Annotated in this window: 18 protein-coding genes and 1 other annotated feature; of the genes, 16 read left to right on the top strand and 2 right to left on the bottom strand. The window is 46.3% G+C overall.

The genetic code is table 11. The features are described 5' to 3' along the window. Window positions 1-117 precede the first annotated feature (117 nt). The 9 genes from BP95_RS0120430 to BP95_RS0120390 all read left to right on the top strand — a co-directional run bounded on the left by BP95_RS0120430 (window position 118) and on the right by BP95_RS0120390 (window position 9,659). On the top strand, window positions 118-1,419 hold the full coding sequence (locus BP95_RS0120430; protein ID WP_021252925.1) for a D-alanyl-D-alanine carboxypeptidase family protein: 1,302 nt from the start codon (window positions 118-120) through the stop codon (window positions 1,417-1,419). 27 nt (window positions 1,420-1,446) lie between these two features. Next, the gene (locus BP95_RS0120425) at window positions 1,447-2,109 is read left to right on the top strand and encodes a nucleoside recognition domain-containing protein (RefSeq protein WP_036667435.1); all 663 of its coding nucleotides are present in this window, start codon (window positions 1,447-1,449) and stop codon (window positions 2,107-2,109) included. Between the two features lie 73 nt (window positions 2,110-2,182). Beyond that, window positions 2,183-2,728, top strand: a complete 546-nt coding sequence (locus BP95_RS0120420) for a spore maturation protein (protein ID WP_021252923.1) — start codon at window positions 2,183-2,185, stop codon at window positions 2,726-2,728. A gap of 106 nt (window positions 2,729-2,834) precedes the next feature. Next, window positions 2,835-3,581: a pseudouridine synthase gene (locus BP95_RS0120415; RefSeq protein WP_021252922.1), complete on the top strand. Its 747-nt coding sequence runs from the start codon at window positions 2,835-2,837 to the stop codon at window positions 3,579-3,581. Between the two features lie 214 nt (window positions 3,582-3,795). Further along, window positions 3,796-4,323 (top strand): redoxin domain-containing protein, encoded by a 528-nt coding sequence (locus BP95_RS0120410; protein WP_227774399.1) that lies wholly within the window; start codon window positions 3,796-3,798, stop codon window positions 4,321-4,323. A gap of 26 nt (window positions 4,324-4,349) precedes the next feature. Then, window positions 4,350-6,032, top strand: a complete 1,683-nt coding sequence (resB, locus tag BP95_RS0120405; RefSeq protein WP_028533106.1) for a cytochrome c biogenesis protein ResB — start codon at window positions 4,350-4,352, stop codon at window positions 6,030-6,032. Further along, window positions 6,029-7,288, top strand: coding sequence for a cytochrome c biogenesis protein CcsA (gene ccsA / locus BP95_RS0120400; protein WP_028533105.1), 1,260 nt, complete (start codon window positions 6,029-6,031; stop codon window positions 7,286-7,288). Before resB ends, ccsA begins: the two co-directional genes overlap by 4 nt. A gap of 228 nt (window positions 7,289-7,516) precedes the next feature. Continuing rightward, window positions 7,517-8,233 (top strand): response regulator transcription factor, encoded by a 717-nt coding sequence (locus BP95_RS0120395; protein ID WP_021259234.1) that lies wholly within the window; start codon window positions 7,517-7,519, stop codon window positions 8,231-8,233. Between the two features lies 1 nt (window position 8,234). Beyond that, window positions 8,235-9,659 (top strand): sensor histidine kinase, encoded by a 1,425-nt coding sequence (locus BP95_RS0120390; RefSeq protein WP_021252918.1) that lies wholly within the window; start codon window positions 8,235-8,237, stop codon window positions 9,657-9,659. 161 nt (window positions 9,660-9,820) lie between these two features. On the opposite strand, the gene serA is transcribed toward BP95_RS0120390, so the two are convergent. Then, window positions 9,821-11,407, bottom strand: coding sequence for a phosphoglycerate dehydrogenase (gene serA / locus BP95_RS0120385; protein WP_021252917.1), 1,587 nt, complete (start codon window positions 11,405-11,407; stop codon window positions 9,821-9,823). 132 nt (window positions 11,408-11,539) lie between these two features. Next, window positions 11,540-11,781, bottom strand: a binding site (T-box leader). Window positions 11,782-11,873: 92 nt separating this feature from the next. After that, window positions 11,874-12,449, bottom strand: a complete 576-nt coding sequence (locus BP95_RS0120380) for a tetratricopeptide repeat protein (protein ID WP_021252916.1) — start codon at window positions 12,447-12,449, stop codon at window positions 11,874-11,876. Between the two features lie 173 nt (window positions 12,450-12,622). Here BP95_RS0120380 and BP95_RS0120375 point away from each other — a divergent pair, with 173 nt between their 5' ends. The 7 genes from BP95_RS0120375 (at window position 12,623) to ypeB (ending at window position 18,496) form a co-directional block, all read left to right on the top strand. Continuing rightward, window positions 12,623-13,216: a type II CAAX endopeptidase family protein gene (locus BP95_RS0120375; RefSeq protein ID WP_028533103.1), complete on the top strand. Its 594-nt coding sequence runs from the start codon at window positions 12,623-12,625 to the stop codon at window positions 13,214-13,216. Then, a complete protein-coding gene (locus BP95_RS0120370) occupies window positions 13,213-13,578 on the top strand; it encodes a hypothetical protein (RefSeq protein WP_021252914.1) in 366 nt (121 codons plus the stop codon). Before BP95_RS0120375 ends, BP95_RS0120370 begins: the two co-directional genes overlap by 4 nt. A 3-nt stretch (window positions 13,579-13,581) precedes the next feature. Continuing rightward, window positions 13,582-14,412 carry a metallophosphoesterase gene (locus BP95_RS0120365; protein WP_021252913.1) on the top strand — a complete coding sequence of 277 codons (831 nt, stop codon included), beginning with the start codon at window positions 13,582-13,584 and terminating at the stop codon, window positions 14,410-14,412. A 74-nt stretch (window positions 14,413-14,486) separates the two neighbouring features. Further along, window positions 14,487-14,939, top strand: a complete 453-nt coding sequence (locus tag BP95_RS0120360) for a hypothetical protein (RefSeq protein WP_021252912.1) — start codon at window positions 14,487-14,489, stop codon at window positions 14,937-14,939. Window positions 14,940-15,144: 205 nt separating this feature from the next. Continuing rightward, window positions 15,145-15,765 (top strand): genetic competence negative regulator, encoded by a 621-nt coding sequence (locus tag BP95_RS0120355; RefSeq protein ID WP_021252911.1) that lies wholly within the window; start codon window positions 15,145-15,147, stop codon window positions 15,763-15,765. Window positions 15,766-16,093: 328 nt separating this feature from the next. Further along, window positions 16,094-16,819 carry a glutamic-type intramembrane protease PrsW gene (prsW, locus tag BP95_RS0120350; protein ID WP_051249867.1) on the top strand — a complete coding sequence of 242 codons (726 nt, stop codon included), beginning with the start codon at window positions 16,094-16,096 and terminating at the stop codon, window positions 16,817-16,819. Between the two features lie 336 nt (window positions 16,820-17,155). Continuing rightward, window positions 17,156-18,496 (top strand): germination protein YpeB, encoded by a 1,341-nt coding sequence (ypeB, locus tag BP95_RS0120340; RefSeq protein WP_021252908.1) that lies wholly within the window; start codon window positions 17,156-17,158, stop codon window positions 18,494-18,496.

Genomic DNA, 18,496 nt, shown 5'->3' with positions numbered 1-18,496 from the left:
ATTTTTCATTAGAGCAACTCCTGCTTGCTTAAGTAATCGTAAGTGATGGACATACTCGGTCTCGAACAAGCATACATATGGAACAACTTGACCGGTATACAGATTAAGGAGGAACGTATGAGCAAGCATCCATACGTAGGACAAGTTGGAAAGATGATTGCGTTGTGCGCACTGTTGGGTTCGGTTCTGGCATATGATTTGTATGGACGTGCCGCGTCAGCTGATCCATCCGTGGACACAAGTCGCACACAGCGTGAGGCTGTACAGGAATGGTCTATCCCGCTGCAGGTTGAGCCATCGAATGGAACTGCTTCGGCTCGAATCGCGCCTCCATCTACTGCAGCAAGAGCAGCAGCCTTAATAGATGTAGCATCTGGAAGAATGCTGTACAGCCATAACGGGAAGCAGGAGCTTCCAATGGCGAGTACGACGAAAGTGATGACCGCGATTGTGGCAATTGAGCATGGCCGGCTGGAGGATAAAGTAAAGGCGACTTCTCGTGCTGTAGGGAAGGAAGGCTCCTCCATTTACTTGAGACTTGGAGAAGAGATGAGTCTCAACCATTTGTTGTATGGCCTTATGCTTCGTTCAGGAAACGATGCTGCGGTGGCGATTGCTGAGCACGTTGGAGGCTCGGAAGAAGGCTTCGTCCACTTAATGAATGAGAAGGCGAAGCTGCTCGGGTTGGAGCATACCCAGTTCCGCAATCCTCATGGTTTGGATGAGAAGGGTCACTATACGACTGCAGAAGATCTAGCTCGTATATCAGCATATGCACTGCATAATGCAACCTTCCGTGAAATCGTGCGCACCCGTACGAAGAAGGCGCCTAATACAATCGACAATTGGGATTATGTGTGGGGCAATAAGAATAAAATGCTTCACTTGTATGAAGGAGCAGATGGTGTGAAGACAGGTTACACGAAAGGTGCATTGCGGTGTCTAGTCAGTTCTGCCACACGGAATGGCCAGCAGCTTGTTGCTGTAACACTGAATGACTCCAGAGATTGGGAAGACCATAGAAGGATGCTCGATTACGGCTTTCAAGCGTTTCCGCAAGCGAAGATTGTAGAGGAAGGCCAACATATTGAGGGTCAGCCATTCGAAGCTTCTAGATCGCTGACGTATCCGCTTGGATATGGGGAGCAATCGAAATTGTCTGCCAAGCTCTTCGTACCGGCTAGCGGTAGTCTCGATGCAAGGTTAGGTCATCAGGGACGCTTGACGATGTATGTGGACAAGGAACCGATAGCCAGTGTAGATGTTCGAAGAATTTCTCCAGACGAATCTGCGCCAACTCGAGGTGGTTCAGCCAAACACACTTCTGCAGTTCCAAGTGAAAGAAAGAGCGGCAACGTACTCAGTGAATGGATGATGGTACTAAAACGTGTAACAGGCAGACTATTTGGCGCAGCTTGATCGCCCATGGGAAGGGAGACGGTTGTCATTGTAAATGCGATATGGATGTTCATGCTGCTTGTGGGATTCATCGCTGCTGCCGCTCAGGGAAAGATTGACGTAGTGACGGAAGCCGTGTTCGAGGGAGCGAAGACAGGAGTATCTGTAAGCTTTGGACTCATCAGTGTGATGGTGTTCTGGCTAGGGATCATGCGGATTGCAGAGGATGCAGGGTTGCTGAAGCGGCTTGCCAAGGCTCTTGGTCCAGTCGTTAGGTATTTGTTTCCCGATGTACCTCGCAACCATCCTGCTCTCGGCTTCATTATGTCGAATATGAGCGCGAATTTGCTTGGGCTAGGCAATGCAGCTACACCGATGGGGATAAGAGCTATGCAGGAGCTCCAGAAATTAAATCCGAATAAAGATACGGCTACGCCTGCCATGTGCACGCTGCTTGCAATCAATACGTCAAGTATAACCCTAATCCCAACAACATTGATTGCGATAAGGATGAATTTCAACTCTGCTAATCCTGCCGAGATTGTAGGTACTACGCTGCTTGCGACCATTGTAGCAACATTTGCAGCGATCTTCGCGGATCGATGGTACCGAAGAAAGGATGCGAAGCGTCCGCCCCCGCAACAATTAAAGTCTGACAAAGGGCGGTATACGGCTTCTCAGGGAGCGGGATATCATACACCAGCTAGTTGAACAATGATTTGATGATTATGGCATCATGACCTTACTTCCAGCCTCGAAATGAAGTAGAAAGGATGGTCCGGTTATGTATGCATTTGTTTCCTCTATATCCGCATGGGCCATACCGGCCATTATCGTTTTTATTCCGCTGTTTGCCTATTTTCGGCGTGTGCCCGTATATGAGACCTTCGTTGAAGGGGCGAAGGATGGATTCCAAACTTCAATCAACATCATTCCAACCTTAGTAGGCATGATGGTTGCGATCAGTGTATTCCGTGCATCTGGTGCGATGGATTGGATGGTGGGGCTGCTGCGTCCGATACTCGATTGGATTGGCATTCCTGGTGAGGTGATGCCGCTTGCTTTCTTGCGGCCCATTACAGGAGCTGGCTCTCTTGCCTTTACTACCGATCTGATTAAGATGTACGGGCCTGATTCCATGATTGGAAGAATTGCTTCAACGATACAGGGGAGCACTGATACAACGATCTATGTGTTGACCGTATATTTCGGCGCTGTTGGGATTAAGAAAGGCCGGTATGCACTAAAAGTTGGCCTATTCTCTGATTTGGTCGGATTTATTGCAGCAATTGTCGTCTGTTTCCTTGTATTTGGTTTCATTACAGGGTAATATCATAATAGCTTGAATAATGTAAGTTAATGACAAGCTCGCGCCCTCTTGGCAGCGGGCTTTTCTCTTCAATGAGGATACTAATAGTTTGAGGTGACAGACATTCATGGAAGAACGTTTACAGAAGATTTTGGCGAACGCGGGCGTCGCATCGCGTCGAAAGTGTGAAGAGCTTATTAAGGCAGGTAAGGTAGAAGTTAACGGAGAAGTCGTAACAACTCTAGGCGTAAAGGCAGATCCGTCAAGCGATGTGATTACTGTTAGTGGGAGAACGATATCGGTTAAGTCCGACAAAATAGTATTAGCCTTCCATAAGCCAAAAGGCGTTATTACAAGTACATCAGATCCAGAAGGCCGCAAGACAGTCATGGATTTCATGAAGGGTGTAAAGGCACGAGTATATCCGGTAGGACGCCTCGATTATGAAACAGAGGGGCTGCTGCTGTTTACAAATGATGGTGAGTTAGCCAATATGCTCATGCATCCGCGCCATCATGTGGAGAAGACCTATCATGCAACCGTGAAAGGCGTACCTCATGGGGATAAGCTGGAGCAACTGAGGAAAGGGGTTAAACTTGAGGATGGTATGACTCAGCCAGCTGCGGTGGAATACCATGATGTTGACTTGGAGAGCAATACGGCAACCATCAGTATAACGATCCATGAGGGTCGCAATCGTCAAGTTCGCCGCATGTTCGAGGTGATTGGCCATCCTGTCACCAAGCTGAAGCGTGTGAAGTTCGGCAATATTACGCTGCAAGGAATTGCCCGTGGCAAACACCGTGTGCTGACGAAGTCGGAAGTCAACGAACTCCGTATGGAGATGAAATCCAACCGTACCATGCATACGTAAATCGGATAGAGCAGTAAATCGCTTTTATTGCACCCCGCCCAGTATATGGTGACACATAATTTTCATATTGAGGAAGATATGTCCGCTAATCTATGAATTATAATAGTCGTGGATGGTGTAATGCAATTGTTGCAATTATGTCGTCTGAATGTGAAATATGTCATAGAAAGCAAGTGTTCAATCTATATCAATTGAACCACATCAAGAAGGGGCGATGATATTGGGCAAGAGAAACAAGACAGTCCAGATTCTCATACTAGCTGTCATTGCGATACTTGGCGGGATTGCAATTAGCAATGCGTACAGTAAGCCTACATACCCTGAGGTTGGCAGCCGCATACCAGATGTGTCGCTTCATACGCTGAAGGGCGATACTGTGCAGCTGAGTGATTACAAGGGAAAGTCCCTGGTGCTTAATTTCTGGGGCTCCTGGTGCGAACCGTGTGAGCGGGAGATGCCCACCTTGCAGAAGGCAGCAGATGATTGGAAGGATCGCAACGTGGAAGTCGTCGGCATCAACTATGGAGAAGATGCGATCGTTGTGGACAATTATATGAAAGCGGTAAATGTTCATTTCACGATGCTGCTCGATTCAAATAAGAGTGTAACCAAAGCCTTCGGTGTCCGTCCATTGCCGACCACATTCTTCATCAAGCCTGATGGCAAAGTCCATGCTATTCATACTGGGGAAGTCACTACAAGCCAGCTAGAGTCCTATTTGGAACAAATGGCGAAAGAATAGGGCTTGAAGGGAAGGAGGACTAGGCTGTGCGGTTTGAGAATACGAAGTGCGAATGCGGCCATCAGAATGCAGTAGGAACTGTATTGTGCGAGGCCTGCGGCAAGCCGCTATTTGAAGGGGATGAGGTGGATTCCGTACTGGAAATGCGTTATGACGGGGTTGCGCGTAAGTCACAGAAGGCAAGTCCGTCATGGATTGATCGCATTTGGAATTTCTTCTCCTCAGTAAAAGTGGCGGTTATTCTTATCGTCATTACATTAATTGGTGCGTCACTCGGCACCATCTACCCACAGGAAAGCTCATTTCTCAGCATAGACCCGACACAATATTATAAGAGCACGTACGGTACATTGGGACAAATCTATTATATGCTTGGCTTGTCTCATACATACGAATCCTGGTGGTTCATTACATTGCTTGTCATGATCGGCGCCTCACTGGTCATTTGCAGCATTGATCGTGTACTTCCGTTATATCGTGCATTACATCGGCAGAAGATACGTAAGCATGTCCAGTTTATTTCGAGACAGCGGATTGTCTATGAAGGATCAATAAACCAAGATGCTGAAGCTTGGCTGGATAACATGTCGAACGTACTCAAGAAGAAAGGCTACCGAGTTACTAAGGATAATGAGGCGCTATTAGCTGAGAAGAACCGGTTCAGCCGCTGGGGGCCGTACATCAACCATATCGGACTTATTCTCTTCTTGCTTGCTATACTTGCACGCAGCATCCCAGGCTGGCATTACGATTATTATGACGGCTTTCCGCAAGGAGAAGCCCGTGAAATACCTGGAACTCCCTATTATTTGCAGAATGATAAATTTACAGTTGAATATTACGGCAAGGAAGATATGCCTGAGCAGTTCGTGAAGGAAGGGCGTGTCATACCGAAGCTGTTCGAGACGAAGGCGACACTGTTCAAGTGTGTGGACAAGTGTGGTGATGCGCGTGTGAAGCCTGTGCTTGAACAGGTAGCTCAGCACAATATTCAGTTGAATTCACCGCTTGAATATGAAGGGCTCATGGTCTATCAGAGCGACTTTGAATCGCGTCTCGTTGCGGTAAGCCCTGTACTTAGCAATGTGGACACAGGAGAGGTATACGGCAAGTTTGAACTTCGGGTGCAGAATACGGCTACGGAGTTTCAAGCAGGTTCATATTCACTGAAACTGACAGGGAAATACTTGGATTTTGCAATTGGCAAAAACGGAGAACTGACAACAAAATCGCAAAACCCGAACGCACCTGCATTCAGCTTCTTGATTAAGGGGCCGAATCTCCCAAGTGAAGGCTTGCCTTACTTGTATTTCGCGCTGCCTAAGGACAAAGATCAATTTCATCAGGATGACATTAATGCCAAGCTGAGAGAGAGTTTAGGGTCTGGCTCGATGCCCAATCTTCGCATCGGATTAGAATCCATGAAAGATATCATCTATACGAATTCAATCAGTTATATGACCGTGCGTAAGGAGACGGCGCTGCCGCTCATCTGGATTGGGGCTGGTATCAGTATGATCGGTCTAGTTATGGGCTTCTATTGGCAGCATCGCCGCATATGGCTTCGAATCGACGGCAATCGCTTACTGCTCGGTGCCCATACGAATAAGAACTGGTATGGAATTCGGAATGAGGTGGCGAGTGCACTCGGAGCTGTTCACGTAGAAGTAGATGCCAAATCGATCGATCGTGGGGGGAATAAGGCGTGACTTTGCAATGGAGTCAGGACGCATATATTATCGCGTTTTTCTTGTTTTGTCTTTCCTTTATTTTGTACGTCGTGACTGTTGCTGGCCGGAAGATGAAAACTCGCGATCCCGTTCGCTTCGAACGCAGATGGGGAGCAATTTCATTTGGTGTAACGATACTTGGATTTATTAGCCAGATCGTTTATTTCGGATTGCGCTGGGCATACGCTGGGCATATCCCTGTCAGCAATATGTATGAGTTCATGTCATTTTTGTCGATGATGATTATCGGTGCATTTATCGTTGTATACCTTATTTACCGAAGTACTGTATTAGGGATCCTTGCTGTACCGCTCGCCTTCTTGATGATGGCGTATGCATCGGTCTTTCCAAGCGAGGTACAGCCGCTTATTCCACAACTGAACTCGGTATGGCTGAAGCTTCATGTGACGATGTCGGCACTTAGCTATGCTTTCTTTGCGGTAGCCTTCGTTGCAGGACTGCTCTACTTATTGCGTACCGTCCGTTGGGATGCTGGAAGTTCGCGCAAGCCACAGCGCTGGCTTGAGTTCACAATGGGATGCATCGTTGTATTCATCGGCTTTATCGTGGTCGTATACAGTTTTCGTGCTGCAAGCTATGAGGTGGTTATAGGACAGAAAGTTGAAACGGTCAAGACCGGAGGGGAGATCGAGACAGGCTTGGAGATGGTCACCTATACAATGCCGCCGCTTGTGGCTCCGCATTTAAGTGATGAAGCTACCCTGCAATCACTACCCTCTTTCCTTGGCATGAAGCTGCCGTTAATGGAAGCACCGGGCTGGATGAAGGGAGTTCAAGCGGGCCGGAAGCTGAATACGGTAGTATGGTCGGTCATCGCGGGACTGATCTTGTACGGATTAATTCGCTTGCTGCTGCGCAAGCCAATCGCGAAGGCCCTTCAACCCTTATTCCATGGGATTGATCCAGACACTGTGGATGAGATTAGCTATCGCTCAATTGCGATAGGATTCCCGATCTTTACGTTAGGCGCACTTATCTTTGCAATGATCTGGGCTCAGGTTGCATGGTCAAGATTTTGGGGCTGGGATCCGAAGGAAGTATGGGCGCTTGTGACTTGGCTTGCATACAGCGCTTACCTGCACTTGCGTCTAGCACGCAGCTGGCAGGGAACTAAGTCTTCTTGGATGTCGGTAATTGGATTTATCATCGTCATGTTCACACTTGTTGGGGTGAACTTGGTGATATCAGGCCTGCATTCCTACTCAGGGGTATAAAAATAAAGGTTAACAAATGGAAAAAAGATGAAACGACTGGGATTACGAACAAGGAGTACCCCAGTCGTTCACATTTTTGCTATAATAGAGCCAAGTATCAAGGCGACGACGAGAGGAGCATCCTGCGAGTTGCCTGCTTATATTACAGCTAGAGCTACCAACCTCATCAATTGCAGCCGCACTTGGCTTCGCTTGAGGTTTTCTTTTATGGTGAAAGGGGAGTCATACATGTCCGAGCAAGTGAATCGAATCTTGATCGTCGATGATGAAGAGCGGATACGCCGACTGTTGAAAATGTACCTTGAAAAAGAAGGTTTTGAAATTGAAGAGGCGGAAGATGGAGAAGCAGCGCTGCGAATGGCTGTAAGTGAAGAGTATGACCTTATTCTTCTTGACTTGATGCTACCAGGCATCGACGGTGTAGAAGTATGCACGCGCTTAAGACAAGTGAAGGCGACGCCAGTCATAATGCTGACAGCCAAGGGGGAAGAGATTAACCGAGTGCAGGGCTTCGAAGTTGGTGCAGATGACTATGTCGTCAAGCCCTTCAGTCCGCGCGAGGTCATCTACCGGGTGAAGGCAGTCCTGAGACGATCTTCGGCTACAGCCTTTTTGACAAGCGATCCGAAGGCGAGCAACAACATTGTATTCCCGCATCTCATTATTGAACATGATGCACATCGTGTGACAGCAGGGGGTCAAGAGATTAGCTTGACGCCTAAGGAATATGAACTGCTGCATTATTTGGCGGTATCTCCGGACAAGGTGTTCTCAAGAGAAGAGCTGCTGAAGGATGTATGGAATTACGAGTTCTTTGGAGACCTTCGTACTGTAGATACGCATGTGAAACGCCTGCGTGAGAAGTTGAATAAGGTCTCGCCAGAAGCAGCTACTATGATTACTACGGTATGGGGTGTCGGCTACAAGCTCGAGGTGCCAAAATAACGTGAAATTTTGGCGAAGCATTGTCGGCAAGTTGTGGATGACCATTATTGGTCTAGTTGCTTTTGTACTTATCATTTTAGGTCTGTATTTGCTGCATTACATTGACAGCAATTTCGCGCATCCGAACGATATCAAGCAGTTGTTCGTATATACAGGAATTATTGGATTTTCACTTACAACTTTCTTTGCGTTCTTCTTATTTACGAAGATTACGCAACCGCTTCGTAAGCTGAAGCAAGCGGCCGATACGATTCGTCAAGGCGATTACTCCACACGAGTAACACTTCGCTCCTCTGATGAAATCGGGGAGTTGTCCCAGACGTTTAATCATATGGCGGAGGAACTGAACTCCACCATTTTGGATTTGCAGCATGAGAAGGAGCATCTAGCGAGTATTTTGCGCAGTATGACGGATGCTGTTATTACCTTTGATGCATCGGGACAGGTGCTGCTCGCGAACCCGCATGGTGAAACAGTCATGAGCCGCTGGAATGGAATGGATTGGGCGATCGATGAAGATATGACAGGTGCATCCGGAGTGCCGGAGCCGTTAAGACCCATTTTTCATACCGTTATTTCTGAAGCTCGGGAGGTTACGACCCGTGTTCATGTGAAGCAGCAGGTTTGGTCTGTTGTGATGGGGCCTCTGCATGCAGACAGCCGCGTACGCGGTGCCGTAGCCGTATTGCGGGATGTGACCGAAGAAGTGCAGCTGGAGAAGCTGCGCAAAGACTTCGTCGCGAATGTATCGCACGAGATTCGTACGCCACTGTCCATGCTTCAAGGATATAGTGAGGCATTATTGGATGATATAGCTGCTTCGCCAGAGGAACGCAGAGAGCTTGTTCAGGTTATTCATGACGAGTCCTTGCGTATGGGAAGGCTGGTGAAGGATCTGCTCGACCTAGCTCGCATGGAGGCGGGCCATCTGCCAATGCACAAAGCAGAGACGGATGTTCACGAACTTGCTTCCCGAGTCTATCGTAAATTCACAGTACTTGCGAAGGAACGTAATATACCGATTGAAATGAAACTTCATGCGATGGATCCAATTCTTCCTGAAGCGGATGAAGATCGGTTAGAGCAAGTGTTGACGAATTTGCTGGACAATGCACTACGCCACTCCTCTGAAGGACAACCGATTCATATTCGGACGGAACGTACGGACAATGAGTGGTTGTGGATTCACATTGAGGATCATGGTCAGGGTATTCCGTCAGAGGATGTCCCGTATGTGTTCGAACGATTCTATAAGGCTGATAAGGCACGCAAACGCGGCCCTTCAGGCGGCACAGGACTAGGTCTAGCGATTGTCAAAAATATTATCGAAGCACATCAGGGTCATATCCGAGTCGACAGCATATTAGGGAAGGGAACTACATTCTCCATTGCTCTACCCGTACAGCCAACACAAACCAGTATATGACACAAAACACCCTATTGCGCAGTTCATCGGCAATAGGGTGTTTTTTTTTTGTAGAATGACGATTGGAATATGTGTCAGACGAGGGCACAATTTTCCGATTAATCTTGATGCTCGTGGAACAGTTTCCACTACTCCACGAGCTGATGAAGGATAAGTTCGGTTTACAGCACAATTTCTTTGGCTTTTTTAATGTCTGTAGTTTCTTTCAGTTTTGCGATTACCTCTTCTGGAATGGCTTTGTCGACGGAAAGCACCATGATGGCAGACCCTCCGACAATTTTCCGACCAACTTGCATGGTTGCGATGTTAACACCATTTGATCCAAGTAGTGTACCGACAATTCCAATTACGCCAGGCTTATCATCATGCGAAATTAATAGCAGATGCCCTTCTGGCGAGAGGTCTACAGGGTACTTGTCAATTTGTACGATACGTTCCCCATATCCGTTCAACAATGTACCAGCTACGAGTCGTTCTTCTGTGTTCGTCTTCAAAGTTACGGACAACAGATTTGTAAACCCTTTGGCAACGTGGGATTGCTGAACGATAATATGAATATCGCGCGTTTTGGCAAGGTGAACAGAGTTGACGATGTTCACATCTGAGCCAAAATGCTGGGTGAGAACGCCTTTCACGATATGTCTCGTAATAGTTTGCGTATCGACCTCAGCCAGATCACCAGAGTAGTTAACAAGGATTTCAAGAATTGGGCTCTTTGTCATTTGTGAAGCGAATTGCCCCAGCTTCTCCGCAAGTGTGAAGTAAGGTTGGATTTTATTCAATACAGCCGGCGCAACCGGCGGCATGTTAACTGCATTCTTGAACGGTTCATTGCGTAGAATATGCAGCACCTGCTCCGAAACATCGACAGCCACGTTCTCTTGCGCCTCAACAGTGGATGCGCCAAGGTGAGGTGTGACGATAATTTTCGGATGACTCAAGAATGGGTGATCCGGTTGTGGAGGTTCAACCTCGAATACATCGAATGCGGCTCCTGCCACAATGCCTTCATCGATTGCTTCGACAAGTGCCATTTCATCGATAATTCCACCGCGTGCGCAGTTAATAATGCGCATACCGCGTTTCATGACCTCGAATTGTGGACGAGCAATCATATGCTTCGTCTCAGGCGTCAATGGTGTATGAACCGTCAGGAAATCGGCTGCGCGAATAATCTCATCAACTGTGCCAAGCTTAACCCCTAATTTTTCAGCACGCTCTTCTGTCATGAATGGATCATATCCGATGATGTCCATGCCAAATGCCTTCGCTCTCTTGGCAACCTCGCTGCCGATACGACCCATACCAAGAACACCAAGAGTCTTGTTCATCAGCTCGACACCTAAGAAAGTCTTGCGATCCCATACTCCATTGATTGTCTTTGCATAAGCCTGAGGGATATGACGAGATAATGCCATCATCATGGCAAAAGCATGCTCACAAGTTGTAATCGTATTCCCATCAGGAGCATTGATTACGATAATTCCGTGCTGTGTGGCTGCTTGCAGATCAATGTTGTCTACACCGACTCCCGCACGGCCCACAACTTTAAGATTCTTACCTGCTTCCATGACGCGTGCTGTAACGCGAGTCTGACTGCGAACGAGCAGAGCATCATAATCTGCGATAATGCCAACCAGCTCGTCCTCCGACAACCCTTTTTGCTTCACAACTGTAATATCCTCTGCGTCAACAAGCTTCTGAATCCCGAAATCGCTAATCGGGTCTGATACTAATACTTTGAACATGGAATTCTCCCTCCTGAGCATAGCTATATATTGTATTAGAAACGGCAATGCCGTTATCTTGCTGTTGAAATGAGGCCTTGGTTATGTATCCAGAATATAGCAAAAAACTCCCGTCCACATACTACGACCGTAGTAAGGGACGAGAGTTCCATCTTCGTGGTGCCACCCTAATTCGCTGCTTATTCGCACAAGCAGCCTTACGCGTCTATGCTAGACGCCGAACGTTAACGGGTTCGATTCGGTTACGCCTACTGCCATCAGGGTTCGACGCAACAACTCCGGAACGCTGGAACAAGTCAATCCGCCACCGATTCACACCGACCATCGGCTCTCTGCAGGCTTCACTGAATGTTCGTTTCCTTCACCGTTTGACTCATGAAATTTTACTTAATGTACCATGCAAATGTTAGGGTGTCAATAGATTTTTATACGAACATAACTGTAGAATATTTGTAAATTGTACGGATTATGATGATTTTCCGGTTTCTTTAAGAATATGGTTTATACAGGCGTCTATTGCGATTTGGGAAGAATGGATCAGTTCTTCGTTTTCGGACTTTGTTCGGATTTTTAATGCTTTTTCAAACCAAGGGAGAGCTGATTCGTACTTGTATTGGTCATATAGATTTTTACCATAATGTTGATAGAGAAAGTCAAGCAAATTGAAATGTTGATCGTTCGAAATCGCATGTTCCAATAGATCGTCGAACATGCGGTTCGATGTGTGGAAGTCACGCATCCATTGATAGGTATGAGCGAGACGGAGCTTATTGATCCACACCTGCTTAGCATTGTTCATTGCAGAATGAATAGAGATTGCGGAAGTTAAGTACGTAATGCTGTCCGCGTAATTGCCGACAATTCGGCTGTAAACACCCAGCATTCCGTATTGTCTTCCTAATTCCTCTTGATTCTGCTGATCAGATTGGGTCTGTTCTTTTATATAAGCAATGGCATTACACATATCAGAGAGGGAGTGCGGAACCTCTCTCAGATCGTCATCGAAATAGAAGGTGCAATTGAAATGCATAGATACAGGCAAAAAATCGGTCTCCTCTCGTGTGAAGTGCATTTATTTTACAAGGCAGTGCCACATTAGGCAATACAATCGCAGATTTTGCAGATTCCTCAACTTGAATGAACCATCTTCAATCTGATATGATGCATCTATTGAGGGATATAATATGGATTGCTAACTCGTTAGGCAGGGATGTAATGAAACAGAAATGGAATGATTTCAAATCTCGACAAGTAGACATACAACAGTTAGATGATAAGGTGCTTCTTCTTAATTTGTATGTAACACAGGGAATCACACTGATTCTTGGTTTGGTGTGGATTTGGCTTCAAGGCAGAAATCCTTTCTTATTGCTAACTACACAGGCATCGAATCTGTCATGGCTATGGCTTGGAGCGGGATTGGCTGCTCTAGTTATTGTTGTTGACATCGCGGTTTCTAGATTTGTTCCTGATGATATGACGGACGACGGTGGGGTGAATGAAAAGCTCTTCCGCAATCGTCCAATATGGCATATAATTGCTATCTCTTTTATCGTTGGCGTATGTGAGGAAATGCTCTTTCGCGGGGCAATTCAGCACGCATTTGGAGCATATTGGACGAGTATTATTTTCGCAGCTATCCATGTACGTTATTTGCGCCATTGGTTACCAACTGGAATGGTGTTTCTAATTAGCTTTGCTTTGGGTACTATTTATGAGTGGACAGGAACCCTGTGGGCTCCTATACTAGCACATTTTATCATTGATCTCATTATGGGACTCATTATACGATTTCGGAGGGAAGTATGAGCGAGAATCACCCACACCCTTTATTTCGAGGGTTCTCTCGCAAGCAAGAGCCAGACCTACATAGCCCGGCACTAGATGCTTTACGTTCATTGAGAGAAAATTCATCGAAGAAAGACACACATACGGAGCAACAAGACAGCAACCATGCGATATCGGAAGAACAGCTGCTTCATCTTGCAGAGAATATCTCCGCATCAGATGAAGATATGGATGATCGTTCATTGCCGTCACGCAAGAAGTTATTTCCGTCGAGTTATGTTAGACTGACAAAATGGTTTTATAATTTTCTATTTTTATTATTTGTAGGATTGTTAATTGGACTACTATTTTGGGGTCGTCATAAGCTGGGGCTGGAGGGGTAATCGATGATGGTTGCTTTTACTGTCATTGCAAGCTTGCTGGCAGCAGCCGGAGTGCTTGTTGTTTATATGTTATGGGAAGCACGGGGGTTTACAATTACAGAAGAAGAAGTGGTGCTGAAGCGGTTGCCGTCGACATTCGACGGGGTCCGCTTGTTTTTTATAAGTGACTTTCATCGAAGGCAATTGACTGACAGACATATTGAGCAGATTTTGGGTCATCAACAGGCTTCTTTGTTTCTTGTCGGTGGGGATATGACTGATCAAGGTGCTCATCTGGAATCCAGTGTGGAGAATATAGCGAAGCTGCGCCAATTAGGGCCTGTGACGGCTGTACATGGCAATCATGATTATAAGGCCGATGTTCGGGAGTTAGATGATAAGCTGAATCAGCTAGGTGTTAAGGTGCTGGACAATGAAGCAATGCGGTTGGAGCAGAATGGTCAATTTATATGGCTTGTTGGTTGGGATGACTATAGCTCGAAGCGAACGAATGTGAAGCTTGCTATGAGTGAGCCAGAACAAGAGCCTAGCTGTACCATTGTTCTAACACATGATCCGCTGTCCTTGCGCAAGGCTGAGCTGCAAGGGATTGATCTCGTATTGTCAGGACATACGCACGGAGGGCAAATTTACCTGCCTGGATACGGGCCGCTTCGCACCTCTAAGTTTTACCGCAAATATCTATGTGGCTGGCATAATTTTCTTGGACAAGGTTCTACAACATTGTTTATCACGAAGGGGTTCGGCACCTCGCATGTTCCTTTTCGTTTATTATGTAAGCCTGAGGCACATTTTATTACGCTTCGTTCGGGCATTGATGGCCAGATTTCCTGATTTTTTACCGGATGGTTCGATACAGTTGCGCTCACACTACAATTGATCCTAACGAATTGAAGGAGGGAACAACAGTGAAAGTGACATCGTTCATTTCTGGTGCAGCCATTGGCATTCTGGCTGGTATGTACTTGGCTGACAGACGTTCGCTGGCTAATTTGCAATCCAAATTGCATGTTGCAGGCAATGTTGTCCAGGATGTGGTTGGCAAAGCGAAGGATAAGGTTATGGATGTGACGACGTCAAATATGCCGGATATTGCTTCCTTGCTTGACATGAAGAAGTTGTCCAAAGAGGCATCTAAGTCGGACTCATTCAGCTTGGATCGCGTCAAGGAACTGATTGAGCGGGATCCAGAAGTGAAGCGCAAGGTGGATGCGATTTTGCGTGAAAATGGGTTGGCTCCGACGCCATCCGATTTGTCAGCTGTGAAAACAGAAACGTCTACTACAACAGTATCTAGCGTTTCCAAAACGCAAGCTGCTCCACGCAGCAAGCCGTTCGAAGAACAACAGTCCACTCACTGATAGCTGAGGAAATTTTATCTTAGAAGCTGCCGAATTTCTTCGGCAGCTTCTTCAATGTTTGGTACATTTACTCTCTGACAACTATTTTATGTAGTGCAAATCCATACAAGAAATGATAACATGAATTACATAGAACCATTTTCAGCACATATTATATGTTGCTTCATAATCTGTTATAACCGAAGTTGCAAAGGAGGGTCCTGTCATGAAGATCGAACGTATCAGTCAAGACAAGATTCGAATTTTCCTTACGTTCGACGATTTGTCTGAGCGCGGGATCAAACGCGACGATCTGTGGCGGGAAATGTCTAAGCTGCAGGAACTGTTCGCGGAAATGATGGATCAGGCGTATACCGAACTCGGATTTGATGCGACGGGACCATTAGCCGTAGAAGTATTCGCAATGCCTGCACAAGGTATGGTAGTTATCGTAACGCGAACGCAGTGGAACCATGCTTCAGGTCATGGTGACGGCATTGAGGATGACGAGTTGGATGATGTATATGAAATGGAAGTAACGCTTGAGGAGAGCGATACGATCGTATTCGCATTTCGAGATTTTGAAGACTTCATCGAGGCGGCACATACGGTTCATGGCAATTTTACCGTACCAGGTGCGCTCTACCAATATAATGGACAGTGGATTTTCCATGCGGAGCCGGCAAATACGGATCCTCAGCGATTGCAAGCCTTCATTGCAATCATGGCTGAGTATGGAGAAGCGGCGTCAGTGACGACAGCTGTTCTGGAGGAGTATGGGAAGTGTATCATTGCAGAGGATGCCATCGACGTTACTTGTACACATTTCAGTCCGCGTCGCGCGTAGGACAGTTTAATATGCGTCCGTGAACAGGGGGGCTTGAGATTTTTCATGGCAAGTGAAAAATTCGGGCTCCCTGTTTCGTGTTTTTCCAGCAGATGGCTACGTCAACCAATATATGCATTTTCCAATGATTTGGACACTGCCCTTTTCGATATCTTCATTTGAAACCATCATTATTCCCTAGCATTCGACAGGGTAAGCGTACATTGCAAACGTATGGTATACTTACTGTTATCCAAATGATCATTATTTTTATGTATAGCCGCCAAAGGAGGATGTGAAGGTGACTTTGCTAACTGCTATCGGCATGCTAGTCGCAGACACTTCTCAGATGGCGGCACAATCTGGTGAAGCTTCGACGCCTATATTGCCTTTGCTTACAGCAGCAATCGCTCCAGGAATTGCATTGCTGGCGTATTTCTACTTGAAGGATCGATATGACTATGAACCGATTCATATGGTCATTCGTGTCTTTCTACTCGGGTTTCTTATTGTATTCCCAATCATGATTATTCAACATGGCCTTGTGTTGTGGTGGGGAAACAATCCGTATGTGTATTCTTTTCTAATCTCGTCGGGTGTAGAGGAATTTGTCAAATGGTTCGTGCTGTACCACATGATCTACAATCATGTAGAGTTCGATGAACACTATGATGGGATTCTGTATGCAGTTGCGGTGTCGCTCGGATTTGCTACCATAGAGAATGTCATGTACGCATGGCTTAATCAGACGTCATTCTCTCAAATGCTCATGCGTGCCTTGCTGCCTGTATCCGGGCATGCCTTATTTGGTGTTATCATGGGCTATTACATGGGAAAGGCAAAATTCCTTGGCGGTCGTTCACGTAAATATTTAATGTACTCGATTGGATTACCGTTGTTCTGGCATGGAGTGTATGATCTTATCCTAATGATGTCCACCCGTTACTGGCTGTGGTTCATCGTGCCGCTGATGCTGTTTCTCTGGTATTACGGCATGGGGAAAGTACGTCGTGCCAATGCCCGATCTCCGCTCCGATTAATGAATCCGGAAGATGAGGTTAATATGGAGCAATAATGGGAATGCTATATGTACATGCTCAAGTTGTGCACCGCACGAACGGGCGCAGTACATGGTAGCAAGGAGGGCTCATGTGAGGGTGAAGGTAACCATTCGCTGCCAATGCTGCGGCGAAAAATTCATTCTACGTGGCAAACGGGAAAAGGGTCGAATTGAAACGGGCTTCAAACAATGCATCTGTGATAATCGAGATGCGTTTCATATTGATGAAGAGCCAATATAAGTATCGTAATAAGAGTGCAATAATGGGAATCGATGCATAAACCTCCCTGATATCCAGCAAACTAACATCACTATGATGTATAAGTAGCTGTGAAGGGAGACGTTTGTACCATGTATAAACGATTAAGTGCAGTGATGTTTCCGATTTTTGCGCTCTTATTTATTGGGGCGATTGTATGGGGATATCAAGAGCATCAAGAGAAGAACTCTATATTGATTAAGGCAGAGAACCAATATCAGCGTGCCTTTCATGATTTGACGTATCATGTTGATAAACTGCATTCTGAACTGGGACAAACACTTGCAGTTAACTCCAAATCGCAAGCGATGCACCGCAAAGGCCTTGTGAATGTATGGAGAATTACAAGCCAGGCGCAAAATGAAATTAATCAGCTGCCGTTGACGCTGCTGCCATTTAACAAGACAGAAGACTTCTTATCACGGATCTCAAACTTCTCATATCGAGCTGCTGTAAGAGATATGACGAAGCAGCCTCTTAGTGATGATGAGGTGAAAATTCTGAAGACACTGCACCAGAATGCTGCTCAAATCTCACAAGACTTGCAGCAGGTTCAGAATAAAGTCATCAGTCAAAGTTTGCGCTGGATGGATGTTGAGACGGCGATGGCCTCCGAGAAGAAGACGATGGATAATACAATTATCGACGGCTTCAAAACGGTGGACAAAAAGGTTAGCGAGTACCCAGAGCTGAACTGGGGACCTTCTATATCAAGCGTGTATACGAAGCGCTCCGTGAAGATGCTGAAGGGAAATCCACTATCAGAGCAGCAAATTAAAGAAAAAGCAGAGAAATTCCTAATTAAGAAGCCGAATGAACCCGTTCAAGTTAGAAAGAATGGCAAAGGTACCGAATATGAGTCGTATACCGTCTTCACGAAATATAAGAACGATGGAAGTGCACTCACGATGGACTACACGAAACAAGGCTTTCTGATGTCATATATGGACACGCGTCCCGTTGGCAAGAAAAAGTTGACGATGGCGCAAGCCGAAGAGTCAGCGAAGCGATTCCTGAAGAAGAATGACTATCCTGACATGGCTGCAGTTCGTTATGATGAGTACAATAATACAGGCAGTCTTACACTAGTTCCGGTTGCTGATGGCGTATATCTATATCCGCAGCAGGTGACAGCTCGCGTAGCATTGGATAATGGCGAAGTTACCGGGCTGCAGGCAGCTGATTTCGTCTATGAAGGCAAGGAGCGCAAGGTTGGCAAGCCCAAGTTGGGCAAAAAAGAGGCGCAAGCAATGCTGAATCCTGACATGGACGTTATGTATGACCGCATGTCGCTTATTAAAAATGATCTGTCTGAAGAAGTGCTCTGTTATGAGTTCGGAGGCAAAATTAATGGCGGTGCTTACCGAGTGTACATTAATGCCGACAATGGAACAGAAGAACAGATTGAAGAGATGAAGCTTCTCAAATCATAA

The sequence above is a fragment of the Paenibacillus sp. UNC217MF genome (genome assembly GCF_000686865.1).
In the GTDB taxonomy this organism is placed as follows: domain Bacteria; phylum Bacillota; class Bacilli; order Paenibacillales; family Paenibacillaceae; genus Paenibacillus_B; species Paenibacillus_B suaedae.
Note: the sequence above shows the minus strand (reverse complement) of the source record. Positions and strands in the feature narration are given on the sequence as shown.